Genomic DNA, 24,849 nt, shown 5'->3' on the forward strand with positions numbered 1-24,849 from the left:
TCGGCATGAGCGAGACGGTCCTGATCACCGGCGGCGCCGGTTTCATCGGTCGCTTCGTCGGCGACGAACTGCTCCGCCGCGGCAACCGGGTCCGCGTACTCGACAGCCTGATCCCGCAGGTTCACGGCCATGTCGACCGGCCGCCGCTGCTCAACGGCGAGGTCGAGCTGATCAAGGCGGACGTTCGCGACGGCGACGCGGTCGCGCGTGCCTTGCAGGGCATCGACAGCGTCATCCACCTCGCCGCGGAGGTCGGCGTGGGCCAGTCGATGTACGAGGTCGAGCGCTACACCTCGACCAACGACGTCGGCACCGCGGTGCTGTTCGAACGGCTGATCGACAACCCGGTGCGCCGCGTCGTCACCGCCTCGTCGATGTCGATCTACGGCGAGGGGCTGTACCGCGACGCCGACGGTGCGCTGGTCGAGAATGCGGAGCGTGGCGCGGTGCGCGACGGCATGGCGAACTGGGACCCGGTCGATGCGCAGGGTCGCACGCTGACCCCGGTGGCGACGCCGGAATGGAAGCGACCCAGCCTCGCCTCGATCTACGCGCTCAACAAATACGTGCAGGAGCGCACGACGCACATCATGGCCAAGCCCTATGGCATGGAAGGCGTGTGCCTGCGCCTGTTCAACGTCTACGGACCGGGGCAGGCGCTCTCCAACCCCTATACGGGTGTGCTCGCGATCTTCGCGTCGCGGTTGCTCAACGGGCAACAGCCGATGATCTTCGAGGATGGCGAGCAGCGGCGGGACTTCGTCCATGTGTCCGACGTCGCGCGCGCCTTTGCCGATGCGCTGGTGCTGCCCGAGGCGGTCGACCAGACCTTCAATATCGGCTCGGGCCACGACCGCTCGGTAACCGAGGTCGCCGAGGCCCTGGCCAAGGCGATGGGCAAGAACGACATCCGCCCCGAGATCGTCGGCAAGGCGCGCATCGGCGATATCCGCCATTGCTTCTGCGACACCAGCCTCGCCGAGGAGCGGATCGGGTTCCGGGCGACGCAGGACTTCATCGAAGGGCTGGCGGAACTGGCCGAATGGGTCGGCGAACAGACCGCCGAGGACAATGTCGGGCAGGCGAGAGCAGAGCTGGAGAAGCGGGGGCTGGTCGCGTGACGCCGCAGCCGTCCACCCGCACTCTTTCCGTCATCCCGGCGAACGCCGGGACCCATGGAGGGGGTGCCGCCTCTGAGTCGCTCCACCGGCAGCCGATCGGGTCCATGGGTCCCGGCGAACGCCGGGATGACGGACGTGTGGAGACGAGCCACCATGCTCTCTGACGCGCCCATTCTCGTCACCGGAGGGGCGGGCTTCATCGGCTCCAACATCGCCGACCGTCTGGCAAGCGAAGGGCATCACGTCCTGATCTACGACGCGCTGACCCGACCCGGCGTCGAGCGCAACCTGTCGTGGCTGCAACAACGCCACGGCACGCAGATCACCGCGATCCAGGCCGACGTCCGCAACGCCGCGGACCTGACCCGCGCGGTGAACGAGGCGCAGGCGGTGTTCCACATGGCGGCGCAGGTCGCCGTCACCACCAGTATGGAAGACCCACGCGCCGACCTCGAGATCAATATCCTCGGCACCTTCAACCTGCTCGAGGCGCTTCGGCAGAAACCGGGCACCCCGGTCATCTTCGCCTCGACCAACAAGGTCTACGGCGACCTCGCCGACCTCGATTTCGCGCGTGACGGCGACACCTACGTCCCCGTCGACGCCGCCGTCCGCGCCCATGGCATAGGAGAGGATCGGCCGCTCGATTTCCACACGCCGTACGGCGTGTCGAAGGGGGCGGCCGACCAATATGTCCTCGATTACGCGCGCAGCTATGGCGTCCCCGCCGCGGTGTTGCGCATGTCGTGCATCTACGGTCAGCGCCAGATGGGGACCGAGGATCAGGGCTGGGTCGCGCACTTCCTGATCCGCGCGCTCGAAGGCAAGCCGATCACGCTCTACGGCGACGGCTATCAGGTCCGCGACATCCTCGACGTGTCGAACGCGGTCGAGGCGTATCTGCACGCGTGGCAGCGCATCGATCAGGTGAAGGGCAGGGCGTTCAACCTGGGCGGTGGTCCCGCCAACGCGATATCTCTGCGGGTGCTGCTGGGCCACATCGGCGACCTGATCGGCCGCGAGGTCGACGTGTCCTTCTCCGACTGGCGCGCCGGCGATCAGCGCTATTTCGTCGCCGACACGCGTGCGGCGGAGGTGGCGCTCGGCCTGTCGTCGAAGGTGGCTTGGCGCGACGGTGTCGCCAATCTCGCGCGGTGGCTGGCGACGGAGCGCGGGCTCAATCATCCGATCGGCGAGCGGCTGACGGTGGCCGCCGAATGAAGATCCTGCTCACCACCGATGCGGTCGGCGGCGTCTGGCAATATACGACCGAACTGGCGCAGGCGCTGAGCGCGCGCGGAGTCGAATGCGTGGTGGCGGTGCTCGGGCCGGCGCCTGACGAGAATCAGCGTGGGGCGCTGGCGCCAACCCCGGCCAAAAGCACTCCGTCACCCCGGACTCGTTCCGGGGTCCACTCATCCCCATCGGAAGGCCTCTCGCCTCAAGCCCTGCGTCTCGCCGTGGAGTGGACCCCGGAACACGTCCGGGGTGACGGGGGAGGTGGGGCAGCCCCGTCCCCAGCCCCCATCACCCTCATCGAAACCGGCCTCCCGCTCGACTGGACCTGCGTCGACGCCGCGCCCGTCCTTGCCGCCGGGAAGGCGATTGCCACGCTGGCCAAGGACCATGCCGCCGATCTCATCCATTATAACATGCCGACGCTCGCAGCCGTGGGTACGCCGCCGGTGCCGTCGATCGCGGTTGCCCACGGCTGCGTCTCGACCTGGTGGGAAGCCGCCAAGGGCACGCCGCTCGGTCAGGATTATCGCTGGCACCGCGCACTCACCGCCGATGGCCTGCGCGCGGTCGACCGCGTGGTCGCACCCAGTGCCGCTTATGCCACGATCGTCGAGCGTCACTACCGCCTCGAAACGCCGGTGCTGGCGATCCACAACGGCCGCACGCTCGCCGGCGCCTACGATTCCGCCGCGCCGATGGCCGATATCGCGCTGATCGTCGGTCGGCTGTGGGATGGCGTCAAGAACGCCGCGCTGCTCGACAAGGCCGCCGCGCGCCTGCCGATCCCGTTCCTCGCCGCCGGCGCGTCTAAGGGGCCGCACGGCGAGACGATCCGCCTCGATCACCTGCGCGAACTCGGCCACCTGTCGGGCGAGCAGATCGCCGCGCACCTCGCCAAGCGGCCGATCTTCGTCTCCGCCGCCAGCTTCGAACCCTTCGGCCTCGCCGTGCTCGAAGCCGCGCAGGCCGGCTGTGCACTCGTCCTCGCCGATATCCCGACGTTTCGCGAATTGTGGGACGGCGCGGCCAGCTTCGTCCCCCTCGATGGCGGATGGTGCGAGGCGATCGAGGCGCTGGTCCACGACACGCCGCGCCGCGCCGCACTGGGCGAGGCCGCCCGCAGCCGTGCAGCCCGCTACACTCCCGATGCGACCGCCGATCGCATGCTCGCGCTCTATCGCGACGTAATCGCCTCGCATCCGCCCGCCCGGAAAGCCGCCGCATGAAAATAGTCTACTTCACCCACAGCCTCGCCTCGTGCTGGAATCACGGCAACGCCCACTTCCTGCGCGGCGTGCTGAGCGAACTGATCGCACGCGACCACGACGTCCGCGTTTATGCGCCCGAAAACGCCTGGAGCCTGACGAACCTCGTCGCCGATCATGGCCCCGAAGGGCTCGATGCCTATCGCGAGGCCTATCCGGAATTGGGCTCGGTCAGCTATCCCGAGCGGCCCGATGTCGCCGAGATGGTCGACGGGGCGGACCTCGTCATCGTCCACGAATGGAACGACCATGCACTCGTCGCCGCGATCGGTGCGCTGCGCAAACGGGGCGCGCCCTTCACGTTGCTGTTCCACGACACCCACCATCGCGCGGTCAGCGAGCCCGATCAGATGCGCGCCTACGACCTGTCGGGTTATGACGGCGTGCTGGCGTTCGGCGAGACGCTGAGCGAGGTCTATCGCGGCTGGGGCTGGAGCGGGCGCGTGTGGACGTGGCACGAGGCCGCAGACATCCGCCGCTTCCACCCGCCCGCTGCCGAAGGGCCGCGCGAAGGCCTCGTCTGGGTCGGCAATTGGGGCGACGGCGAGCGCACCGAGGAGCTCGAGACCTATCTGTTCGAACCGGCGAAGGCGGCGGCCCTCAGTCTCGACGTCTACGGCGTCCGCTACCCGCAGACCGCGCGCGAGACGCTCGCCCGCTATGGCGCGAGCTATCACGGCTGGGCCGCCAACGCTGCGGCGCCGGGCCTGTTCGCGCAGCACCTCGCCACCGTTCACGTACCCCGCCGCTATTATGCGACGATCCTGCCGGGCATCCCGACGATCCGGGTATTCGAGGCGCTGGCCTGCGGCATCCCGCTGGTGAGCGCGCCGTGGGACGACAGCGAAGGCCTGTTCCGCATCGGGCAGGATTTCCTGATGGTCCGCTCCGGTGCCGAGATGACGCAGGCGCTGCGCGACCTGCGCGAGGATGCCGACCTGCGCGCCGCGCTCGTCGCATCCGGATTGGAGACGATCCGCGCCCGCCACACCTGCGCCCACCGTGTGGACGAACTGCTCGCCATCGTCGCGCGCCTCCAGACCCCCGCTCGCAAGGACGCAGCATGAAGATCGCCTTCTACGGCTCCAGCCTCGTCTCCAGCTACTGGAACGGCGCCGCCACTTACTATCGCGGCATCCTCAAGGCGCTGCACAAACGCGGCTACGATATCACCTTCTACGAACCCGACGCGTTCGACCGGCAGCAGCACCGCGACATCGATCCGCCCGCCTATGCGAAGTCGGTCGTCTACCCCGCGACGGTCGACGCGCTGTACGGCGTCCTCGCCGAAGCCGTCCAGGCCGACATCGTGGTGAAGGCCAATGGCGTCGGCGTCTTCGATGCCGAATTGCTGGACGGCATCATCCGCCACGCGCACCCGCAAGCCCTCAAGATCTTCTGGGACGTGGACGCCGCCGCGACGCTGGACGAGATGCGTGCCGATGGGTCGCATCCGGTCCTGAAGGCGCTGCCCGATCTCGACATGGTGCTGACCTACGGCGGCGGCCCGCCGGTCGTCGATGCCTACACCGGCTTCGGCGCGGCGCGTTGCATCCCCGTCTACAATGCACTCGACCCGGAGACGCATCACCCGGTGCCGCGCGACGCGCGCTTCGCCTGCGACCTCGCCTTCCTCGGCAACCGCCTGCCCGATCGCGAGGCCCGCGTGGAGGAATTCTTCCTGCGCCCCGCTGCGCTGCTGCCCGATCAGAGCTTCCTCATCGGCGGCAACGGCTGGGATACCAAGGTGATGCCGGCCAACGTCCGCCATCGCGGCCACGTCTACACCGCCGAGCACAATGCCTTCAACTGCACCCCGCGCGCGGTCCTCAACGTCGCCCGCGACAGCATGGCGCACATCGGCTTCTCGCCCGCGACCCGCGTGTTCGAGGCGGCAGGCGCGGCGGCCTGCCTCATCACCGACGCGTGGGAAGGCATCGAGCAATTCCTGATCCCCGACGAGGAGGTGCTCGTCGCCCGCGACGGGCAGGACGTCGCGGAGCATCTCGCGGCGCTAACCCCGGCACGCGCGCAGGCGATCGGCCAGGCGGCGCTCCGCCGCGTGCTCGCCGAACACACCTACGACCTGCGCGGCGCAGAGGTCGACGCGCTGTTCCGGGCGCACATGCTGCAGGTGGCGGCATGAAGCTCGTCGTCCTCGGCCTCAGCCTCGGCTCGTCCTGGGGCAATGGCCATGCCACGACGTTCCGCGCGCTGCTGAAGGCGTTCGCCGCGCGCGGCCACGACGTGCTGTTCCTCGAACGCGAGGTCCCCTGGTACGCCGACAACCACCGCGACCTGCCGAACCCCGCGTTCTGCCGCCTGGACTATTACCGCGACCTCGACGACCTCACCCGCTGGCAGGGCGAGATTGAGGCGGCCGATGCGGTGATCGTCGGCTCCTACGTTCCCGAAGGCGTGTCGGTCGGCCGCTACGTGCAGGCACACGCGCGGATCGCGGCGTTCTACGACATCGACACGCCCGTCACGCTGGCGAAGCTCGCCCGCGGCGATTTCGAGTATCTCTCGCCCGCGATCATCCCCGGCTACGACGCGTACCTCAGCTTCACCGGCGGCCCGACCCTCGATCGTCTGGAACGCGACTTCGGCTCCCCCGCCGCCCGCGCGCTCTATTGCTCGGTCGATACGCAGGCCTACCGCCCGCTCGACGTGCCCGTGAAGTGGGACCTCAGCTATCTCGGCACGTATAGCGACGATCGCCAGCCGACGCTCACCCGATTGCTGATCGACGTCGCGCGGGCGCAGCCGCACCGCCGCTTCGCCGTCGCCGGCCCGCAATATCCCGCCGACATCGACTGGCCCGTCAATGTCGAACGGATCGAGCATCTGCCGCCGTCCGAACACGCCGCTTTCTACTCGGCATCGCGCTTCACCCTCAACGTGACGCGCGCCGACATGATCGCCGCGGGCTGGTCGCCCTCGGTCCGCCTGTTCGAGGCGGCGGCGTGCGGCACGCCGATCATCTCCGATCGCTGGCCCGGCCTCGACAGCATCTTCGCGGAGGGGACGGAGATCATTCTCGCCGACACGACAGCCGACGTCGTCGCGGCACTGGATCGCGATGCCACCGTACTCGGCCATGCCGCCCGCGCCCGCGTCCTCGCCGATCACACGGCCGTCACCCGCGCCGCTCAGCTCGAAGCGCACCTCATCGAAGCAAGGGGGAAGTTCATGACCCGTACTCTCGTCGCCGGCGGCGCCGGCTTCATCGGATCGCACCTGTGCAGGGCGCTGCTGGATCGGGGCGAGCGGGTCGTATGCGTCGACAGCCTGCTGACCTCCCGCGCGAGCAATCTTGACGCGCTTCAGGATCATCCGAACTTCACTTTCGTCGAAGCCGACGTGGTCGACGTCCTGCCACCGTCGGTCACCGACCTTCGGTACGATCGCGTATACAACCTCGCCTGCGCCGCCTCGCCGCCGCAATACCAGGCCGATCCCGAGCATACTATGCTGACCAACGTCGTCGGCACCGACCGCCTGCTCCGCCTCGCGGAGGCGAATGGAGCCCGCTTCCTGCTCACTTCGACCAGCGAGGTCTACGGCGATCCCGAACACCACCCGCAGCAGGAAAGCTATCGCGGCTTCGTCAGCTGCACCGGCCCGCGCGCCTGCTACGACGAGGGCAAGCGGGCGGCCGAATCGCTGACGTTCGACTTCGCCCGCACCGGCCGCGCGCAGGTCCGCGTCGCGCGCATCTTCAACACCTACGGCCCCAACATGAACCCCGACGACGGCCGCGTCGTATCGAACCTGATCTGTCAAGCGCTGTCGGGCGAACCGATTACCGTCTACGGCGACGGCAGCCAGACGCGCAGCTTCTGCTACGTCTCCGACCTCGTCGCGGGCCTGATTGCGCTGATGGATGCGGAGTTCGACGGCATGGAGCCTGTCAATCTCGGTAACCCCAACGAGTTGACGATCAACGATCTGCTGACGCAGGTCGTCACCCTCACCGGGACGACCGCACCGATCGTTCATCGCCCGCTGCCTGTCGACGATCCCCGCCGCCGCCGCCCGGACATCGCGCGTGCCCGAGCGCTGCTCGACTGGGAACCACGCATTGCGCTGTCCGAGGGCCTGTCGCTGACCTGCGCATGGTTCGCGCACGAGCTTGCGGACGGGCCATCGTCGGCGGATCGGCTGGCCTGCGCGGCGGAATAAGACGTACAGGGAACGTTACGATGCCGATCCGGGTTTGTACGTGTCGATGAGAGACGATCCAACGCCACGCGTGCTGCCTGCCGCCGATCTGGCCACGTTCCCGCTTACCGGGCGGTTCCTGCTCGGCCGGGGCAGGGACCGGATGACCGACGACGAACGCCACGTTCTCGAAAGCGCGGCATCCGCGGTGAAAGATTATCCTGCGCGCCACCATCTGGTCCGCCGCGGCGAGCCGGTCCACCAGAGCATGATGCTGATCGACGGCTATGTGACGCGGTATATGGACGATCGCGAAGGATACCGGCAGCTTGTATCCGTCCATATCCCGGGTGATTTCGTCGATCTTCACGGTTTCCCGACCGGTCGCCTCGATCATGACATCGGAACGCTCGGGCCGGTCCGCATGGCGTTGTTCGATCACGAGACGCTGGTCGGCATCACCGAAGAGCATCCACGGCTCACCCGCTTCCTGTGGTTCGCGACCCTGATCGACGCGGCGATGCACCGTGAATGGATTTTCCGTCTCGGGCGCCTCGGCGCGGACGGCCGCCTTGCGCACTTCTTTTGCGAATTGAACGCGCGACTGGAACTGGTCGGGCTGGCGAGCGGCGGCAAATTCGACCTGCCGCTGACGCAGCCCGATCTGGCCGAGGCGTGCGGGCTGACGGGCGTCCACGTCAACCGGACGTTGCGGTCGCTGCGCGAACAGGGCCTGCTGCTGTTCAAGAACGGGCAGGTCGAGATACTCGATTCGCAAGGCCTGTGTGCCGTCGCGGAGTTCGAGAGCGATTACCTCTATTCCGATTTCGGCCCGTGGAAGACGACATGAACGACGACGAACAACACAGCCACGCCCAGTCGCCCCAGACCAGGCCCGGTTCGGTATCCACCGAGAATGGTCAGGTCATGCTGGACGGACCCGACGGCGTCGCGGTGGCGATGACGCCGGAGGCTGCACTGGAAACCGGCCGGCGCCTGATCGCGGCGGCGGAGGCGGCCGCTCCTTCCGCTACCATGCCTGCAACGGGGTGACGCACACGGATCATCGGCTATGCTGCGGCCAGTCATGATCCGGAGAGTATCTTGCGTCACATCCTTCTCGCTGCCGGCGCGAGCGCGCTGATGGCCACCAGTGCGTTCGCCCAGACCAATCCGCCAGCCGCAGCACAGGCCACCAATCCGCTAATGGCGGACTGGACGGGACTCTATGGCGGGGTGCCGCCGTGGGACAAGGTGAAGCCGGAGCTGTTCCCCGCCGCGTTCGAGGTGTCGCTCGCCGAGCGCGCCGCGGATTATCGCAAGATCGCCGACAATCCCGCGGCGCCGACCTTCGCCAACACCTTCGTGCCGATGCAGCTTGCCGGCCAGCGCTACGGCCGCGTGATGACGCTGTTCGGCGTCATGACCGGCAACATGAACAGTCCGGCCTATCAGGCGCTCGACCGCGAATGGTCGCCGAAGTTCGCCGCCGCGTCGGACGCGATCACCTTCGATCCGAAGTTGTTCGCGCGGGTCGAGGCGGTCTACGCAGCCCGCGCCAAGCTCGACCCACAGCAGCAGCGGCTGGTGACGCGCACCTACGACAGCTACGTCCGCCAGGGTGCGAAGCTGGATGCGACGCAAAAGGCGCAGCTTTCCGCCTACAATCAGGAACTCGCGAGCGCGTTCAGCGACTTCTCCAGGCGGCTGCTCGCCGACGAGAACACCGCGATCACCGTGACGGACGAGGCGCAGCTCGCCGGCGTGCCCGACAGCGTCAAGGCGGTGGCCAAAGCTGCCGCTACCGAGCGCGGGCAGACCGGCTGGGCGATCGTCAACACCCGCTCGGCGGTCGACCCGGTGCTCACTTTCGCCACCGATCGCGGGTTGCGCGAGAAGGTATGGCGCGCCTTCGTCAACCGCGGCGACAATAACGACGCCAACGATACGAATGCGACCATCGCGAAGATCGTCAAGCTCCGTGCCGACCGCGCGCACCTGCTCGGCTTCAAGACGCATGCTGACTGGCGGATGCAGGACACGATGGCGAAGACGCCCACCGCGGCGATGGACCTGATGATGCGCGTCTGGCCGGCCGCCAAGGCGCGCGTCGCCGAAGAGGTCCGCGACATGCAGGCGATCGCCGACACATCGGGCACGAAGATTACGATCGAGCCGTGGGACTATCGCTTCTATCAGGAACAGGTTCGGAAAAGCCGGTACGACCTCGATCAGGCGCAGCTGAAGCCGTATTTCGAGCTCAACAACATCATCCAGGGGTCGCTCTACGCCGCCAACCGCCTGTACGGGCTGAACTTCAAGGAGATCACCGGCACCGTTCCCGTGTTCGAACCGAACATGCGCGTCTGGCGCGTCACCGACCGCGCCGGGAAAGAGGTCGGCCTGTTCTACCGTGACGATTTCGCCCGTTCCGGCAAGCGTTCGGGCGCATGGGCCAACACGTACCGCGGCCAGCGCAAGCTTGCCCCGGCGCAGACGGTGCTGTCGTCCAACAACAACAACTTCGCCAAGGGCGCAAAGGGCGAACCGATCCTCATCAGCCTCGACGACGCGCAGACGCTGTTCCACGAATTCGGCCACGCGATCCACGCGATGTTGCAGGACGTGACCTATCCCGGCCTTGCCGGTACACCGCGCGACTTCGTTGAATTTCCCAGTCAGGTGAACGAACATTGGCTGCTGACGCGCGACGTGCTCGATAAATATGCGCGTCATTACCAGACCGGCGCAGCGATGCCGCAGGCTCTGCTCGATAAGATCGAAGCATCAAAGACGTTCAATCAAGGGTTTGCCACTACAGAGTATCTCTCTTCCGCCATCGTCGATATGAAGTTGCACACAATTGCCGACGGAGTCGTCGATCCCGATGCCTTCGAACGCGCGACATTGGCGGAGGTCGGGATGCCGAAAGAACTGGTGATGCGTCACCGCCTGCCGCAATTCAATCATCTGTTCTCTTCAGATAGTTATTCCGCGGGATATTACAGCTACTTGTGGTCGGAGACCATGGATGCGGACACCTTCGCGGCCTTCGAGGAAGCAGGCAGTCCGTGGGACAAGGCGACCGCCGATCGCTTCGCGAGGATCCTGCTGTCGACCGGCAACGAAACCGATCGCGCCGCCGCCTATCGCGCCTTCCGCGGGCGCGACCCCGACGTGAACGCCTTGCTTGCCAAGCGCGGGTTCCCAACCACCGGTGTCGCCCCGCCGGCGGGCGTGACGCGGTGAGTGGGGCGACGGCCAACCCGGCGCCTGCGGGCCGACTGAAATCGATCCTCGGCGGATCGGCGGGCAACCTGGTCGAATGGTTCGACTGGTACGTCTATTCCGCGTTCGGCCTCTATTTCGCGCCCCATTTCTTTCCGAAGGGCGATCCGACCGCGCAACTGCTCAACACCGCTGCAGTGTTTGCCGTCGGTTTCATCATGCGGCCGATCGGCGCGTGGATCATGGGCATCTACGCCGATCGTCGTGGACGGAAGGCCGGGTTGACGCTGTCGGTGACGTTGATGTGCGCCGGTGCGTTCTTGATCGCCATCTGTCCGGGCTATGCGACGATCGGCTGGGGGGCGCCCGCGTTGCTGGTCTTCGCCCGACTCATGCAGGGTCTGTCCGTCGGCGGTGAATATGGCGCGAGCGCGGTGTATCTGTCCGAGATGGCGGGCAAGAACCGCCGCGGCTTCTTTTCGTCCTTCCAGTACGTCACGCTGATCGCCGGGCAGTTGCTCGCGCTGTTCACGCTGCTGCTGTTGCAGGGCGTCCTAAGCGAGGCGCAGCTCGAGGAATGGGGCTGGCGCCTGCCGTTCGCGCTCGGTGGCCTGCTGGCGATCGTCGTCTTCCGCATCCGCCGCGGACTGATGGAGACAGAGGCCTTTACCAATGCCAGGGACAAGCCGAAATCGAGCGGCTGGCTGCTGTTCACCCAGCATCCTCGGCAGGCGATCACCGTCATCCTGCTAACCGCCGGCGGCACGCTCGCCTTCTACGCCTACACCACGTACATGCAAAAATTCCTGGTCAATACCAGCGGGTTCAGCCGCGAAAGCGCGACCTGGATCATGACGCTGGCGCTCGCACTCTATGCCGGTATCCAGCCGCTGGCGGGCGCGTTGTCCGATCGGATCGGCCGCAAGCCGCTGATGATCGGTTTCGGCATCGCCGGCCTGATCGCGACCGTGCCGATCTTCACCGCGCTGGAGACGGTCAAGGATCCGGTCGTGGCATGGGCTCTGGTGATGACGGCGCTCGTGATCGTCACCGGCTATACCGCGATCAATGCCGTGGTGAAGGCGGAGCTGTTCCCGGCACATATTCGCGCGCTCGGCGTGGCTTTGCCCTATGCGCTGGCGAACACCGCGTTCGGCGGGACCGCGGAATATGTCGCGCTCTGGCTCAAGAACGCGAACATGGAGCGCACCTTCTACTGGTACGTCACCGCGATGATCGGCATCTCGCTCATCACCTATTGGCGGATGAAGGACACTCGCGCGAACAGCCAGATTGCCGAGGATTGATTGCCCCCGTTCCTCCCTCGCGTCCGCGGAGGAGGAATGAGGACCACCGCCGTTGCGATCGTGCTACCGCGGCAATTCGATCGTTGCGCACAGCCCGCCGCCCTCGCGGTTCGCCAGCCGCACGTCGCCGCCCGCTTCGCGCACGATCGACCGCGCCAGTGCCAGCCCGAGCCCGATCCCGCCGGTATCGCGGTTGCGCGATGTCTCCAGCCGGGTGAACGCCTCGAACACGTCGGCCAGCCGCGCCTCCGGAATGCCCGGCCCGCGATCCGCGACCTCGATCAGCACCGCTTCCGCGCGGGGCACGACCCGCACCTCGGCACCGCCGCCGTATTTCACCGCATTCTCGATCAAATTGCGGATCGCCCGCCGGATCAGCGAGGGGCGCAGCCGCATGCGCAGCCGCTCCGCCTCCTCGAACGCGACGTCCTGCCCCAGATCGCGGAAGTCCTCGACCACCGCATCGACCAATGCGGCGAAATCGACCTCGGTCATCGCCTCGCTCGGCCGTCCCATCCGCGCCAGCGACAGGATGTCGTCGAGCGTCCGGTTCATCTCCGCGATCGTCTCGACCATCCGCAGCCGATCCGTATCGTCCTCGACCGATTCCACCCGCACCCGCAGCGCGGCCAGTGGCGTGCGCAGGTCATGTCCGATCGCGCCCAGCATCCGGTCCTTTTCGTCGAGCATCGCGGTCACGCGCGTCTGGAGCGCGTTGAACGACTGCACCAGCCCGGCGATATCCGCTGGCCCGCGCACCTCGACCGGTTCCGACGCATCGCCGCCCCGGCCGAAGCGCTGTGCGGCCGCGGTCAGGTCGCGCAATGGCCGAGAGATGCGGCGCACGATCCACAATACCGGCAGCAGCACCGCGCCGTAAAGTACCAGCGTCTGGGCAAACAGCCGCCAGAACAACCGCATGCCGCCGCCATCGCCCCACGGCACGATCACTGCCAGCCAGCCGTGACCCGGCTGTTCGATCGCGATTAGCAACGCTTGCTGCGGCCGATCCTCCTGTCGGCGTGGTCGCGCACTCCGCGGGAAATTGCGGCCCAAAACCGCATCGTCCAGCGCGGTCCAGTTGCGCACGCCGGTATCGATCCGCCCGACATCGAGACCCTGTTCGTGAAGCTGCGTGCGCAACTCGGCGGCGATCTGGGGCATGCGCGGCAATGTCGCCGGGATGCCGTTGCCATCCGCCCGTCGTATCCGTCCGCGATTGCGCGGGATCGCGCGGACACCCTGCGTTTCGCGATCGATCGCGTCCGCCACCCGGATCGCCACCGGTCGCGTCGCCTGCGCCAGCCGGAACTCCGCCCGATCCCGCAGCACCAGCGCCAGATTGACCGCCTGCGCAATGAACAGCGCCAGTGCGATCAGCACCGCCATCTGCCCTGCGAGGCTGCGCGGCCACAGTCTCACAATCGGGTCACTTCGGCGGCCAGCGTGTAACCGCCGCCCCACACCGTCTTGATGATCTCCGGCAACTTCGCATCCGCCTCGATCTTGCGCCGTAACCGGCTGACCTGATTGTCGATCGCGCGGTCGAACGCCGCCGCCTCGCGCCCCTGGGTCAGGTCGAGCAACTGGTCGCGCGTCAGCACCTGCCGCGGCCGCGTCACCAGTGCGAGCAGCAGGTTATACTCGCCCGTCGACAGCGGCACCGACACACCCTCACGATCCACCAATGCCCGCTCGCCCGTTTTCAGCACCCAGCCGGCAAAGGCATAGGAGCCGCTTTCGGGCGCATGCTGCCGCGCGCCGCCGGCGGTCAGGCGGCGCAAAACCACCTTTACCCGCGTCGCCAGTTCGCGCGGTGAGAACGGCTTCACGACATAATCGTCCGCTCCCATCTCCAGCCCGACGATCCGGTCGGTCTCCTCCGCCTTGGCGGTCAACAGGATCACCGGCGTATCGCTGGTCGCGGCGATATGCCGGCACAGCGACAATCCGTCCTCGCCCGGCATCATCACGTCGAGGATGAGGAGGTCGATCGCATAGGCTGCCAACCGGGTCCGCGCCGCTTCGGCATCCGCCGCCTGCGTGACGCGAAATCCCTGCTTCGTCAGATATTGCGCCAGCGGCTCACGGATCGAACGCTCGTCGTCGACGAGCAACAGGTGCGGCATGTCTCCCATCGGTTCGGCATTAGCCATGCGGGCGGCCTCCTGCAAAGCCGGGCGGTGCTAAACGCCCGGCGTCATATTCACTGGGCGGGAGCGGGAGGGATCGCACCACCGCCGCGCGGGCCACGTCCCGGCCGCGCCGCCGCCAGTTCCGCCGCATCCAGCTTGCCGTCGCGATTGGTGTCGAGCCGGTCGAACCGCGCACCCGCGCGCTGCACCGTCTCGGCGCGCGTGAGGACACCGTCGGGATCGCCCCGCATCCCCATGCCACCGCCACGCGGGCCACCGCCCCGGTTGCCGCCGTTACCGCCGCGCCATTGTGCCCGCATCGCCTCGCGCGCGGCATCGCGCTCCGCCGCGGTGACCGTGCCGTCCTTGTCGCCGTCCATCGCCGTGAAGCGCGCCTCCGCCTCCGCGATCATTTCGGCCCGCGTCACAATGCCGTCGCGGTTGGCGTCCGCGCGCATCATGCCGCCGCCGGGTGGGGGAGAAGGCGGAGCCGCCATCTGGGCGGTGGCACCCACCGCCAGGAAACCGCTCGCGGCAATCACAAGACCCAGGGTAATACGCATTGTCAAACCTCCACCGGCGGGGCCGATCCCTCACCGAACGATAACGCTTATCGCCCGGTCCTGTCGCCGGTCTGTGTCCGGGGAGGGGGAAAGTGTCGCAATCTGTCGCACCCACGCGGTCAGGCGAACACCGCCACGCTTTGCATCTGCTCTGCCACCGGCGTGCCATTCGCCGCCCATATCGCCATTCGCTGGCTTGAATTGCCCGTCCGCACATAGTCGCTGGTCGCCTGCAACAGCCACCAGCCATCCTGCGTCACCGGCGCATCGCCCAGCAGGTTGAGCTGCCACGTCATCGAACTGACCGGCGCCGGCCGCCCCAGCAGCTTCAACGCGACCGGGGGCAGGCAATCCGCCACCGTCATCAGTTCGACCATCGGATGCAGCCCGTCGCGATCCTTCAGCCGCACCCAGCGCAGCCATTCCGCCGTCCCCGGCTCGTGCCGCTCGACCAGCTCAAAATTCTGCGAGAAGGCCACGGCCGGATGCCCGCGCAGCACGCGATCGTCCGGTCCCGGCGGCGCCACCGCCGGCGCGGCGCCTGCGTGATGATCCACCGCTGATGGCACCGTTCCCATGAACACGAACGTCGCGCGCAGGCCCAGCCCCGCCTCGCTCTCGACATCGGCCTGCACGAATGCGGCGTTACGACCGCGCCGTAAGCGAGTAGCGCGGATCGTGATCGCGCCGGACAGCGGTCCGATGAACGCGACCAGCGCGGATCGCAGCGGCGGCAGGTCGTCGTCCGAGGCCATTGCGGCATGCAGCGCCAGCGCGGCCGACAACCCGCCATAAGCGGTGCGACCCTGCAACCAGCCTTCGGGCACATGCGCGCGCCAACCGCCCTCGATCGGCTCCAGACCCGCGATAACCTCTCGCAATGCCGTCATGCTCTCTCCCGTCGCGATACACGTCGCACGCTAGGTCAAGCGCTCTGCCCGCGCCATACGCAATCTTCGAAAGTCACGCCGCGGCCGCCACCCGCACCCGCGCCACGACGATGGCCGCGGCGGCAAGGCCCAGCACGCCGGCGATCACGAACGACGCGCCGGGAAAATCATGGTCGATCCCCCATGCCAGCACCTGCGTCAGCAGCAGCGGCGCGATGATCGCCGACACGCTGCCCATCGATCCCAGCCCGCCCTGCAACTGCCCCTGCCGGCTCGCATCGACCATGCGCGACAACAGCCCCTGCATCGCGGGCATCGCAAAGCCGGACAATGCACTGGTGCAGAACAGGACATAGACCTGCCAGCTCGCCGTCACCGCGGCAAACGCCAGGAACGAACAGCCGCCCGCAATCAGTCCGATCAGCAACGCCCGCCGTTCGCCGAACCGAGCGATCGCCCGTCCGGTCAGTCCGCCCTGCACGATCGTCGACACCAGTCCGACGAAGGCGAGGGACCAGCCGATCGCCTTCGCATCCCAGCCGAATCGCGCCGTCGCCCAGAAGCTCCATGTCGCCGGATAGACCATGTGCGCCAGCTGCCACAGGAACACCGCGATCAGCAGCGGTGCGGCGTTTCCTGCGCGGAACAGCGGCTTGAATGCACCGACGACATGCGCATCGCGCAGCCGGAATGGGCGGCGGTGTTCTGGTGCGAGCGTTTCCGGCATCGCAACCAGCATCACCGATGCGTTGATCAGCGCCAGCGCCGCTGCCGCGAGGAACGGCGCACGCGGCCCCCATAACGAAAACAGCCCGCCCAGCGCAGGGCCGATGATGAAGCCCAGACCGAAGGCTGCGCCGATCAACGCAAATGTCGCGCCCCGCTTTTCCGGGTGCGTGACGTCGGCGATCACCGACCCCGCGGGACCGTAGACCGCGCCTGCCACTCCGGCGACGGCGCGCCCGACGAACAGCCAGGCGACGCTCGGTGCCATCGCCATGACCGCATAATCGATCCCGAAGCTCAGCATCGACGCGATCAGTACTGGCCGCCGCCCGAACCGGTCGGACAGATTGCCGAGCACTGGCCCGGCGACGAACTGCGCGGCGGCGTAGACGACCAGCATCCAGCCAGCAGTCCGGGTCGCATGTTCGATGTCCGTCTGGCCAAGGCTGGTCAACAGCGCCGGGAATACCGGCGCGACGATGCCGAATCCGATCGTATCGATCAGCACGGCAGCCAGTGCCATCGGCACTGCCCTGTGTTCGAACCGCATGCGCTCTCGTCCCCCCGGGGCCTGATCCCCCGGGCCCGGCGCCGTTCTGCCCGATCGACGGTGCGAAGCCAATGGCGGGGCTTTGCACGCGCGATCTTTCATGGCATGGCTCCGCTCGACATACCCGATCTTCAGATTCGGGTCATAGGAGACGTCCGATGGCCACCGCCGCCGAACTCGAACCGCTGGCGACGTTCCGCGAACAGGCGCGCGAATGGCTGATGGCGAATTTCCCCAAGAGCCTCGCGCATCAGGATGCCGGCCTTTCCGCGCTGGAAGGTCCGCATGATCCGACGCCGGACGAGGCGGCATGGACCAGCGCCATGGGCGAGAAGGGCTGGGGCGTTCCCACCTGGCCCAGGACCTATGGTGGCGGTGGCCTGTCGCGGGCCGAGACGCGGGTGCTGCAGGATGAGATGGCACGCATCGGTGCATCCAATCCGATCGGCGGCATGGGGGTGATGATGTTCGGCCCGACGCTGCTGGAATATGGCACCGAGGAGCAGAAGCAGGAGCATATCCCCGCGATCGCGCGCAATCAGGTGCGCTGGTGTCAGGGCTATTCCGAACCCGGCGCCGGCTCCGACTTGGCCGCGCTCCAGATGTTCGCCGAAGACAAGGGCGATCATTATCTCGTCAACGGGCAGAAGACGTGGACCAGCGGCGGCCAATGGGCGGACAAATGCTTCGCGCTGGTCCGCACCGACAAGACGAAGAAGCATGAAGGCATCAGCTTCCTGCTGATCGACATGGATTCACCGGGTGTCGAGGTGAAGCCGATCCGGCTGATCTCCGGTGCGTCGCCCTTCTGCGAGACGTTCTTCAGCGACGTGAAGGTGCCCAAGGCCAATCTGGTCGGGCGTGAAGGCGAGGGATGGACGATCGGCAAGCGCCTGCTCCAGCACGAACGATCCAGCCTGTCGGGAGGCGGCGGTTCGGCAGGACGCCTGCTGGCGGGCAAGCCGCTGTCGCAGGTGGCCAAGGATTATCGCGGCACCGATTCAGAGGGCCGCGTGTCCGACGCCGACCTGCGTATGCGCCTCGTTCGGCACGAGATGGACACGCGCGCCTTCATGCTCACGTTGCGTCGTGCTGCGCTGGAGGCGAAATCCAATTCCGGGCCGTCCGCCGCGACCTCGATCATGAAGAACGTCGGCGCCCGCGTGACGCAGGATCGCGCCGAACTCGGCATCGAGATCATGGGTATGAACGGCCTCGGCTGGGACGGCGAGGGCTTCACCGAGGCCGAACTTGCCCAGACCCGCACATGGCTGTGGGGGAAGGCGGTGTCGATCTACGGCGGCTCGTCCGAGATCCAGAACAACATCGTCGCCAAACGCATTCTCGGCATGCTCGACCACCAGTAAGCGTCGCTGCCGAACACGAGTTGGAGAGGAGCGGGAGGGCGGCGCGAGCCGACACCTCCCGCCAAATTTTGCCCGCCAATTTTGCAGGAACACCGACATGGCCGTCCTCACCGAAGAACAGACGATGCTCCGCGACATGGCGCGCGAATGGGCGGACAATGAGTCCCCCGTCACCGCCTTTCGCAAGCTGCGCAATGCCGCGCCTGCCGAAGGATATGACCCCGCCGCCTGGAGCGAGATCGGCCAGATGGGCTGGGGCGGCATCGTCATTCCCGAAGAGCATGGCGGTTCGGCGCTGGGCTATCTGTCGCTCGGGATGGTCGTCGAACAGCTTGGCCGCAACCTTGCCGCCAGTCCGCTTGCCTCGACCGGCCCTGCCGCCACGGCGATCGCGCTGGGTGAGAACGACGCGGCGAAGTCTGAATGGCTCGCCCGCATCGCCTCGGGCGATGTCGTCGCCACGCTGGCGGTCGACGAGGGGCCGATCCACGGCGGCCCGGTCACTACCGCGGTCGTGGGCGACCGTATCACCGGCACCAAGGCTTTCGTCGCCGAGGGCGACAGTGCCACCGTCTTCATCGTGGCCGCCACCGACGGCCTCTATCTGGTCGCTGGTGATGAAGGCGTCACCCGCTCGCCACGCCGCATGGCCGACGCGCGCAGCCATGCCGAGGTCCGCTTCGACGACGCGCCCGCGGTCCCTCTCGGCGGCCCGGACCTCACGGCGAAGGTCGTCGATCGCGCCACCGCGCTCATCACCGCCGAGATGCTCGGCCTCGCCGAACAGGCGTTCGCGACCACCAACGACTATCTCAAGACCCGCGTCCAGTTCGGCCAGCCGCTCAGTACGTTTCAGGCATTGCAGCACCGCATGGCTAGGATGCTGACCGAACTCGAATTGATGCGATCCGTCGTCGAAGGCGCGCTGGAGGCGATCGATTCCGGTCGCTCCGACACCGATCAGGCGGTCAGCCTCGCCAAGGCGGTCGCTGGCGACACGCTGAAGCTGGTCAGCCGCGAGATGATCCAGCTCCACGGCGGTATCGGCATGACCGACGAACACGATGCTGGCTTCTACATGAAGCGCGCCGCGGTTCTGGAAGCGATGTGGGGCAACGCCGCCTTCCACCGCGAACGCTTCGCCCGTTTGAACGGCTATTGATCGGCACGCAGAGAAGACGCTGGATTCACGCGTCGAAGGATCAAGCCTCCCGCAAAGCTCGATCATCGAACAGCCCGAACAGCAACGTCGAGGCATACATGGCGATCGCCCGGTCGCGCGGCATCGCCGCCGCCCATTTGCGCATGTCGAACGCCGCATTCTGCAACGCCATCAGCGCCTGCGCCGCCACCAGGGCATCGACCGCCCGGATCGAGCCTTCGGCGATCCCGTCCATCATCGTCCCCGCAAACCGCCGCGCAATCCGGTTCGACCGATCGACCATCGCCGATCGCACCATCGGCGGCAGCCCCGACAGGGCGGTCGTGCGCAGCAACGGTGCGCGTTCGGTGAACTGCACGTCGAGCAGGGTCGCGATCGTGCTCGACAGGCGATCCCAATACGATCCACCCGCTTCGTCCGCCAACCGCTGCGCATCGGTGATCGTGTCGAAACTGCGCCGGTAGCAGGCGATCACCAGATCGTCCTTGGCATCCAGATGGTGGTAAAAGCTCCCCTTGGTGACGTTCAGCTCCGCCGCGATCCGCTGCACCGATGCGCCGCGATAGCCCAGTTCGTTGATCAGCCGCGTCGCTGCCAGCAGGAACGCGGCACGCCCCGGCTCGGTCTCCTCATGCTCCAGATCGATCAGCGCCGGCGCCCAGCGCGCATCAGGCCCCGCGACGCCATGGTCGAACACGTCCATCAGCCGCGCCTCGACGCGGGCATATTGGTCCGGCTCGTACCGGTTGAGCCACGCCGTCAGCCAGAAGGTATTCTCGAGCAGGACGTGCGCCCGCGCGCCGAACAGATCCGTCTGCGCCCGGTTCGCCGGAGTACCCCACAGCGCGCGCGTCCGCCGGAACACCTCGCGCCAGCGATTCATCAGTCGGGTACGGTTGGGCTCTTCGGTCGCCCGCAGGTCCGACAGCACCGCCATCGCTCGATCCTCGCCGCGCTGCACCCGCGCCAGCCGATCCATGTTGAGGCTCAGGTAGCGGCGAACGCGTTCGCGCGGGCCCCCTTCCGTCATCGCCTCGTCGATCATCGCCAGCAGCTGGTCGAGCGTATGCTCGAACGCCGCCGCCGCCAGATCTTCCTTGCGCTTGAAATAATAGGTGACGCTGGTGGTGTTCAGCCCTACCCGCCGCGCCACGTCGGCAAAGGTCATGCCCTTCGCGCTTTGCTCGTTGATCGCCTCCGCAGCGGCGGACAGGATCGCGTCGCGCTTCGCACGGAAGCGCTTCGTCCCCTGTTCCTCTCCGCCGATCGCGTGGCTGGCGTCCGCCCCCGTCTGGTCCATCCGGCCAGTCTATCCACTGCGCTTTCGAAGAAACAGTGTTTTTTCTGCTGCGGTACGATCAGGCGTGAAAAAGCGCCGCACTGGCGCTCGCGACCACTTTACCGAATGTACGGTACGGCCTAGACCGTCGCCAAAGACGTTTGGAGAGAGCCACATGGACTTCACCCTCAGCGAGCGCGAAACCTATTTCCGCGATCGGGTGCGCAGCTTCATCGACCAGGAAATCCGGCCGCGCATGCCCGAACACGACGCGCAGGAGCATGAGGGCGAGCGCTGGAAGGTGATCCCGGTCATCGAAGCGTGCAAGGAAAAGGCGAAGGCCGCCGGCCTGTGGAATTTCTTCATGCCGCCGAACTCCGGCCAGACGCATGTCGACGATACGTTCGAATTCGAGGGCACGCAGCTCACCAACCTCGAATACGCCCTGTGCGCGGAGGAAATGGGCAAGATCGGCTGGGCATCGGAGGTGTTCAACTGCTCCGCGCCCGACACCGGCAACATGGAGGTGTTCCACCGCTACGGCACCCGCGAACAGAAGGAGCAATGGCTCGGGCCGCTGATGCGAGGGGAAATCCGCTCGGCATTCCTCATGACCGAGCCCGCCGTCGCCTCGTCCGACGCGACCAACATCGAAACCTCGATGGTCCGCGACGGTGACCATTACGTCATCAACGGCCGCAAATGGTGGTCGTCGGGTGTCGGAGACCCGCGTTGCAAGGTCGCGATCGTCATGGGCAAGACGGATACGTCTGCCAAGCGCCATGCGCAGCAGAGCATGATCCTGGTGCCGATGGATGCGCCGGGCGTCACGATCGAGCGCATGCTGACCGTCTACGGCTACGACCACGCGCCGCATGGTCATGGCGAAGTGGTGATGAAGGACGTCCGCGTGCCGGTCGAGAACGTGCTGCTCGGCGAGGGCAGGGGGTTCGAGATCGCTCAGGGGCGCCTCGGGCCGGGCCGCATCCATCACTGCATGCGGACGATCGGCGTGGCGGAGACCGGGATCGAGGCGATGGCCAAACGACTGCTGTCGCGCGTCGCCTTCGGCAAGCGTATCGCCGATCATTCGGTATGGGAGCAACGCATCGCAAAGGCCCGGATCGACATTGAAATGACCCGCCTGCTGTGTCTCAAGGCGGCGGACATGATGGACAAGGCGGGCAACAAATCGGCCCAGCTTGAGATTGCGATGGTCAAGGTCGCCGCACCGACGATGGCGCTCCAGATTCTCGACGACGCGATCCAGGCGCACGGCGGCGGCGGCGTCAGCCAGGACTTCCATCTCGCCCACGCATGGGCCGCCCTCCGCACCCTCCGTTTCGCCGACGGCCCCGACGAGGTCCACAACCGCGCCATCGCCCGCGCCGAATTCGGCAAATACGGCGAATACGCCGCGGACCGCCCGGTGCGGTGATGCCGGCGGCCGGTGCTCCTGCGAAAGCAGGAGCCAGAGCCACAAGCGCGCCGCTCGATAACCCTGGGCTCCTGCGGTCGCAGGAGCCCGATCGCTCACAGGATCACGCCATGAAAGCCGCCGTCCTCTTCGAACCTAAACAGCCGCTCACGATCGAAGACGTCACCGTCGCCAATCCCGCACCGCACGAAGTGCTGATCCGCACCGTAGCCGTCGGCGTGTGCCGGTCGGACCTGCATTTCGTCGACGGCATCTACCCGCACGCGCTCCCCACCATTCCCGGCCATGAGGCTGCGGGCGTCGTCGAGGCGGTCGGCAGCGAGGTCCGCACGGTCAAGGTCGGCGACCACGTCGTCACCTGCCTCAGCGCGTTCTGCGGCCAGTGCGAATTCTGCGTCACCGGGCGGATGTTCCTGTGCGTCGACGCCGGCGTCCGCCGTCCAAAGGGGGCACCGCCGCGCCTGATGCTCGGCGACCAGCCGGTCGCGCAGATGCTCAACCTGTCCGCCTATGCCGAGATGATGCTGGTCCACGAACATGCCTGTGTCGCTATCGACCCGGAGATGCCGATGGACCGCGCCGCGCTGATTGGCTGCGCGGTCACCACGGGCGCCGGCGCGGTGTTCAACACCACCGACGTGACGCCGGGTGAGACCGTCTGCGTCGTCGGCTGCGGTGGCATCGGCCTCGCCGCGATCAACGCCGCCAGGATCGCCGGTGCCGGCAAGATCATCGCGCTCGACCCCGTACCCGAAAAGCGTGCGCTCGCGGAAAAGCTCGGCGCCACCCACAGCATCGATACGATGTCGCCCACCGCCGCCGACGAGGTGGTCGAGATCACCAGGGGCGGCGTCCATCACGCGATCGAGGCGGTCGGCCGCCCGCAGAGCGCCGCCACCGCGGTGAAGGTCCTGCGCCGCGGCGGCACCGCCACGATCCTCGGCATGCTCCCGCCCAACGAAAAAGTCGGATTGTCGGCGATCGACCTTCTTTCGGGCAAGAAGCTGCAAGGCGGATTGATGGGCAGCAACCGCTTTCCGGTCGATATCCCGCGACTGGTCGATTTCTATATGCGTGGCCAGCTCGACCTCGACACGATCATCGCCGACCGCATGCCGCTGGAGCGGATCAACCACGCTTTCGACGAACTCCGCAAGGGTGACGCCACCCGCAGCGTGATCGTGTTCGAATGAGGCAGTTTTCCCGCCCCTCACGCCCGACGTGTTCCGGGGGTCACGTACCGCAACGGCAGGACTTGAGGCGCAAAGCCTGTGCTTCGCCGCAGAGTGGAACCCCGGAACACGTCCGGGGCGACGGGGGAGGTTGGGCACCGTGCACGACCAGCAACCCATGAGCGGTGAGAGCATGACCGACACCATCCCCGTCGCCGACAAGGATCGCCTGAACGAAGCGAACCTCATCGTATGGATGGAGGCGAACGTCGCCGGCTTCACCGGCCCGCTCACCTACGCCAAGTTCGCTGGTGGCCAGTCCAACCCGACCTATCGCATCGACAGCCCGTCCGGCGCCTACGTTCTGCGCCGCAAGCCGTTCGGGCCGCTGCTTCCCTCCGCCCACGCGGTCGATCGCGAATACCGGCTGATCGCCGGCCTCCACCCCACCGGCTTCCCGGTCGCCAGGCCCTACGGCCTGTGCACCGACGACAGCGTCATCGGCGCGATGTTCTACGTCATGGGCCTCGCCGATGGCCGTAACCTGTGGGACGGCACGTTGCCCGACTACACGCCCGATCAGCGCACCGGCATCTATAATGCCATGGTCGACACGCTCGCCGACCTTCACAACACCGTTTACGTCGCCGCCGGTCTCGGCGATTACGGCAAGCCGGGGAACTACTTCGCACGTCAGGTCGAACGCTGGACCAAACAATACCGCGCGAGCGAAACCGAACACATGCCCGAGGTGGAGAGCCTCATTGCATTCCTGCCGCGCACCGTCCCCGAACAGACGCGCACGTCGATCGTCCACGGCGATTATCGCATCGACAACATGATCTTCGCCGCCGCCGAACCGCGCGTCGTTGCGGTGCTCGACTGGGAACTGTCGACGCTGGGCGATCCGTTGGCGGACTTCAGCTATTTCCTGATGAGCTGGGTCACCGAACCCGAAGGGCGATCGGGCGTGAAGGGACGCACCGGTCCGGAAACCGGCATCCCGACGATCGAGGACATGACGACCCGTTACTGCGCGCGGACGCAGCGCGACGGCGTTCCCGACCTGAACTGGTATTTCGCCTACAACCTCTTCCGCCTGACCGGGATCGTGCAGGGCATCAAGAAGCGGATCGTCGACGGCACCGCATCCAGCGCGCAGGCCGAACGGTCTGCGGCCCAGGTCCACCGCCTTGCCGCCGCCAGCTGGCACTTCGCGCAGGCGGCGGGGGCTTGATCATTC

21 protein-coding genes and 1 pseudogene are annotated in these 24,849 nt (G+C 66.9%); 16 read left to right on the forward strand and 6 right to left on the reverse strand.

All coding sequences use genetic code 11. The annotated features are described in order from the left end of the window. Nucleotides 1–5 precede the first annotated feature (5 nt). The 11 genes and pseudogenes from NF699_00675 to NF699_00725 all read left to right on the forward strand — a co-directional run bounded on the left by NF699_00675 (nt 6) and on the right by NF699_00725 (nt 12,324). On the forward strand, nt 6–1,121 hold the full coding sequence (locus NF699_00675) for an NAD-dependent epimerase/dehydratase family protein (protein USU05263.1): 1,116 nt from the start codon (nt 6–8) through the stop codon (nt 1,119–1,121). 153 nt (nt 1,122–1,274) lie between these two features. After that, nucleotides 1,275–2,342 (forward strand): SDR family NAD(P)-dependent oxidoreductase, encoded by a 1,068-nt coding sequence (locus NF699_00680; GenBank protein USU05264.1) that lies wholly within the window; start codon nt 1,275–1,277, stop codon nt 2,340–2,342. Continuing rightward, nucleotides 2,339–3,586 (forward strand): glycosyltransferase family 4 protein, encoded by a 1,248-nt coding sequence (locus tag NF699_00685; GenBank protein USU05265.1) that lies wholly within the window; start codon nt 2,339–2,341, stop codon nt 3,584–3,586. The genes NF699_00680 and NF699_00685 overlap by 4 nt, the downstream gene beginning before the upstream one ends. After that, complete coding sequence (locus NF699_00690) at nt 3,583–4,692, forward strand: glycosyltransferase (GenBank protein ID USU05266.1); 1,110 nt, start codon at nt 3,583–3,585, stop codon at nt 4,690–4,692. Before NF699_00685 ends, NF699_00690 begins: the two co-directional genes overlap by 4 nt. Next, nucleotides 4,689–5,771, forward strand: a complete 1,083-nt coding sequence (locus NF699_00695; GenBank protein USU05267.1) for a glycosyltransferase — start codon at nt 4,689–4,691, stop codon at nt 5,769–5,771. The genes NF699_00690 and NF699_00695 overlap by 4 nt, the downstream gene beginning before the upstream one ends. 770 nt (nt 5,772–6,541) lie before the next feature. Next, nucleotides 6,542–6,727, forward strand: a pseudogene (locus NF699_00700) (glycosyltransferase). A 90-nt stretch (nt 6,728–6,817) separates the two neighbouring features. Continuing rightward, nucleotides 6,818–7,810 (forward strand): SDR family oxidoreductase, encoded by a 993-nt coding sequence (locus NF699_00705; protein ID USU07162.1) that lies wholly within the window; start codon nt 6,818–6,820, stop codon nt 7,808–7,810. A 46-nt stretch (nt 7,811–7,856) separates the two neighbouring features. Then, nucleotides 7,857–8,639 (forward strand): Crp/Fnr family transcriptional regulator, encoded by a 783-nt coding sequence (locus NF699_00710; protein ID USU05268.1) that lies wholly within the window; start codon nt 7,857–7,859, stop codon nt 8,637–8,639. Next, nucleotides 8,636–8,842, forward strand: coding sequence for a hypothetical protein (locus NF699_00715; protein USU05269.1), 207 nt, complete (start codon nt 8,636–8,638; stop codon nt 8,840–8,842). The genes NF699_00710 and NF699_00715 overlap by 4 nt, the downstream gene beginning before the upstream one ends. A 90-nt stretch (nt 8,843–8,932) precedes the next feature. Then, nucleotides 8,933–11,038 (forward strand): M3 family metallopeptidase, encoded by a 2,106-nt coding sequence (locus tag NF699_00720; protein ID USU07163.1) that lies wholly within the window; start codon nt 8,933–8,935, stop codon nt 11,036–11,038. After that, on the forward strand, nt 11,035–12,324 hold the full coding sequence (locus NF699_00725; protein ID USU05270.1) for an MFS transporter: 1,290 nt from the start codon (nt 11,035–11,037) through the stop codon (nt 12,322–12,324). Before NF699_00720 ends, NF699_00725 begins: the two co-directional genes overlap by 4 nt. 63 nt (nt 12,325–12,387) lie before the next feature. Here NF699_00725 and NF699_00730 read toward each other — a convergent pair whose 3' ends face one another. The 5 genes from NF699_00730 to NF699_00750 form a co-directional block, all read right to left on the reverse strand. Beyond that, nucleotides 12,388–13,713, reverse strand: a complete 1,326-nt coding sequence (locus tag NF699_00730; GenBank protein ID USU07164.1) for a HAMP domain-containing histidine kinase — start codon at nt 13,711–13,713, stop codon at nt 12,388–12,390. Nucleotides 13,714–13,742: 29 nt separating this feature from the next. Then, nucleotides 13,743–14,462, reverse strand: a complete 720-nt coding sequence (locus NF699_00735; GenBank protein ID USU07165.1) for a response regulator — start codon at nt 14,460–14,462, stop codon at nt 13,743–13,745. 68 nt (nt 14,463–14,530) lie between these two features. Then, the gene (locus tag NF699_00740) at nt 14,531–15,022 is read right to left on the reverse strand and encodes a hypothetical protein (protein USU05271.1); all 492 of its coding nucleotides are present in this window, start codon (nt 15,020–15,022) and stop codon (nt 14,531–14,533) included. Nucleotides 15,023–15,141: 119 nt separating this feature from the next. After that, entirely contained in the window at nt 15,142–15,912 is a 771-nt protein-coding gene (locus NF699_00745) for a thioesterase family protein (protein ID USU05272.1), read from the reverse strand. A gap of 73 nt (nt 15,913–15,985) precedes the next feature. Then, entirely contained in the window at nt 15,986–17,188 is a 1,203-nt protein-coding gene (locus NF699_00750; GenBank protein USU05273.1) for an MFS transporter, read from the reverse strand. Between the two features lie 158 nt (nt 17,189–17,346). Here NF699_00750 and NF699_00755 point away from each other — a divergent pair, with 158 nt between their 5' ends. Further along, nucleotides 17,347–18,555, forward strand: a complete 1,209-nt coding sequence (locus NF699_00755; protein ID USU05274.1) for an acyl-CoA dehydrogenase family protein — start codon at nt 17,347–17,349, stop codon at nt 18,553–18,555. Nucleotides 18,556–18,652: 97 nt separating this feature from the next. Further along, nucleotides 18,653–19,717 (forward strand): acyl-CoA/acyl-ACP dehydrogenase, encoded by a 1,065-nt coding sequence (locus NF699_00760; GenBank protein ID USU05275.1) that lies wholly within the window; start codon nt 18,653–18,655, stop codon nt 19,715–19,717. 40 nt (nt 19,718–19,757) lie between these two features. On the opposite strand, the gene NF699_00765 is transcribed toward NF699_00760, so the two are convergent. Then, nucleotides 19,758–21,017, reverse strand: a complete 1,260-nt coding sequence (locus NF699_00765; GenBank protein ID USU05276.1) for a TetR/AcrR family transcriptional regulator — start codon at nt 21,015–21,017, stop codon at nt 19,758–19,760. Between the two features lie 154 nt (nt 21,018–21,171). On the opposite strand from NF699_00765, the gene NF699_00770 reads away from it, so the two are divergent. The 3 genes from NF699_00770 (at nt 21,172) to NF699_00780 (ending at nt 24,843) form a co-directional block, all read left to right on the forward strand. Further along, entirely contained in the window at nt 21,172–22,434 is a 1,263-nt protein-coding gene (locus NF699_00770; GenBank protein USU05277.1) for an acyl-CoA dehydrogenase family protein, read from the forward strand. A gap of 110 nt (nt 22,435–22,544) precedes the next feature. Continuing rightward, entirely contained in the window at nt 22,545–23,627 is a 1,083-nt protein-coding gene (locus NF699_00775) for a Zn-dependent alcohol dehydrogenase (protein ID USU05278.1), read from the forward strand. A 172-nt stretch (nt 23,628–23,799) separates the two neighbouring features. After that, a complete protein-coding gene (locus tag NF699_00780) occupies nt 23,800–24,843 on the forward strand; it encodes a phosphotransferase family protein (GenBank protein ID USU05279.1) in 1,044 nt (347 codons plus the stop codon). The last annotated feature ends 6 nt before the right edge of the window (nt 24,844–24,849 follow it).

It is taken from the genome of Sphingomonadaceae bacterium OTU29LAMAA1 (genome assembly GCA_024072375.1).
In the GTDB taxonomy this organism is placed as follows: domain Bacteria; phylum Pseudomonadota; class Alphaproteobacteria; order Sphingomonadales; family Sphingomonadaceae; genus Sphingomonas.

Bases quoted from the DNA above. Each gene is read 5' to 3' on its own strand.
- NF699_00675 (USU05263.1), top strand. From the start codon at position 6: ATGAGCGAGACGGTCCTGATCACCGGCGGCGCCGGTTTCATCGGTCGC.
- NF699_00680 (USU05264.1), top strand. From the start codon at position 1,275: ATGCTCTCTGACGCGCCCATTCTCGTCACCGGAGGGGCGGGCTTCATC.
- NF699_00685 (USU05265.1), top strand. From the start codon at position 2,339: ATGAAGATCCTGCTCACCACCGATGCGGTCGGCGGCGTCTGGCAATAT.
- NF699_00690 (USU05266.1), top strand. From the start codon at position 3,583: ATGAAAATAGTCTACTTCACCCACAGCCTCGCCTCGTGCTGGAATCAC.
- NF699_00695 (USU05267.1), top strand. From the start codon at position 4,689: ATGAAGATCGCCTTCTACGGCTCCAGCCTCGTCTCCAGCTACTGGAAC.
- NF699_00705 (USU07162.1), top strand. From the start codon at position 6,818: ATGACCCGTACTCTCGTCGCCGGCGGCGCCGGCTTCATCGGATCGCAC.
- NF699_00710 (USU05268.1), top strand. From the start codon at position 7,857: ATGAGAGACGATCCAACGCCACGCGTGCTGCCTGCCGCCGATCTGGCC.
- NF699_00715 (USU05269.1), top strand. From the start codon at position 8,636: ATGAACGACGACGAACAACACAGCCACGCCCAGTCGCCCCAGACCAGG.
- NF699_00720 (USU07163.1), top strand. From the start codon at position 8,933: ATGGCCACCAGTGCGTTCGCCCAGACCAATCCGCCAGCCGCAGCACAG.
- NF699_00730 (USU07164.1), bottom strand. From the start codon at position 13,713: ATGGCGGTGCTGATCGCACTGGCGCTGTTCATTGCGCAGGCGGTCAAT.
- NF699_00735 (USU07165.1), bottom strand. From the start codon at position 14,462: ATGGGAGACATGCCGCACCTGTTGCTCGTCGACGACGAGCGTTCGATC.
- NF699_00740 (USU05271.1), bottom strand. From the start codon at position 15,022: ATGCGTATTACCCTGGGTCTTGTGATTGCCGCGAGCGGTTTCCTGGCG.
- NF699_00745 (USU05272.1), bottom strand. From the start codon at position 15,912: ATGACGGCATTGCGAGAGGTTATCGCGGGTCTGGAGCCGATCGAGGGC.
- NF699_00750 (USU05273.1), bottom strand. From the start codon at position 17,188: ATGCGGTTCGAACACAGGGCAGTGCCGATGGCACTGGCTGCCGTGCTG.
- NF699_00755 (USU05274.1), top strand. From the start codon at position 17,347: ATGGCCACCGCCGCCGAACTCGAACCGCTGGCGACGTTCCGCGAACAG.
- NF699_00760 (USU05275.1), top strand. From the start codon at position 18,653: ATGGCCGTCCTCACCGAAGAACAGACGATGCTCCGCGACATGGCGCGC.
- NF699_00765 (USU05276.1), bottom strand. From the start codon at position 21,017: ATGGACCAGACGGGGGCGGACGCCAGCCACGCGATCGGCGGAGAGGAA.
- NF699_00770 (USU05277.1), top strand. From the start codon at position 21,172: ATGGACTTCACCCTCAGCGAGCGCGAAACCTATTTCCGCGATCGGGTG.
- NF699_00775 (USU05278.1), top strand. From the start codon at position 22,545: ATGAAAGCCGCCGTCCTCTTCGAACCTAAACAGCCGCTCACGATCGAA.
- NF699_00780 (USU05279.1), top strand. From the start codon at position 23,800: ATGACCGACACCATCCCCGTCGCCGACAAGGATCGCCTGAACGAAGCG.